Origin of the sequence: Sphingomonas sp. LH128 (assembly GCF_000293195.2) — a bacterium.
Taxonomy (GTDB): Bacteria; Pseudomonadota; Alphaproteobacteria; order Sphingomonadales; family Sphingomonadaceae; genus Novosphingobium; species Novosphingobium resinovorum_A.
In genome coordinates this window covers 1-488 of the sequence record NZ_ALVC01000534.1, presented here as the reverse complement: position 1 = coordinate 488, position 488 = coordinate 1, and the positions used below count along the sequence as shown (strand labels likewise).

The window sequence follows — 488 nt, the reverse complement described above, 5'->3', positions numbered from 1 at the left end:
ACTGGACGGACAAAAGCTGGCGCAACGACACCAAGCCCAGCTTCGAAGTCTGCACCGGGCCGATGGGCGAGCCGGTGGAAATGTGGATCGACTATCCCGAGCCCGCGCTCCGCGAAATCGCGGGCGAACCCCGTTTTGGGCTCTATCGCCGCAATGCCGATGACGAGCTTGAGGCGATCTACACCGGCGAGGATCACGCCGAGGCCATGGAGCACGCGAACCGCGAAACCCTTGCATGCGCTTTCGCCAAGGCTCTGGCCCACCAACTGACGCCTGACGAATGGCAGACCATGCGCCTCACCAACCAGACGATCACGCCAGGGTGCTGCGCGTCGCATGACCACCTCGACGCCAACATGGTCATGCTGGCCGTGTGGCTCACCTATCGCGGTGATCAGCTGATCGCCCGCGGCGCGATTACGGACATCGGTGATGACCTCGATCACGTCAACGCGGCATGGACGATCGCCAGGGAGCGCTACATGACC

The 488-nt window shown here is 63.3% G+C and carries 1 protein-coding gene; it reads left to right on the top strand.

Annotation, left to right across the window (positions count from 1 at the left end; translation table 11 throughout):
- Positions 1–488, top strand: a 488-nt coding sequence (locus LH128_RS29790; protein WP_008833420.1) for a hypothetical protein, incomplete at both ends; no start/stop codon positions are given.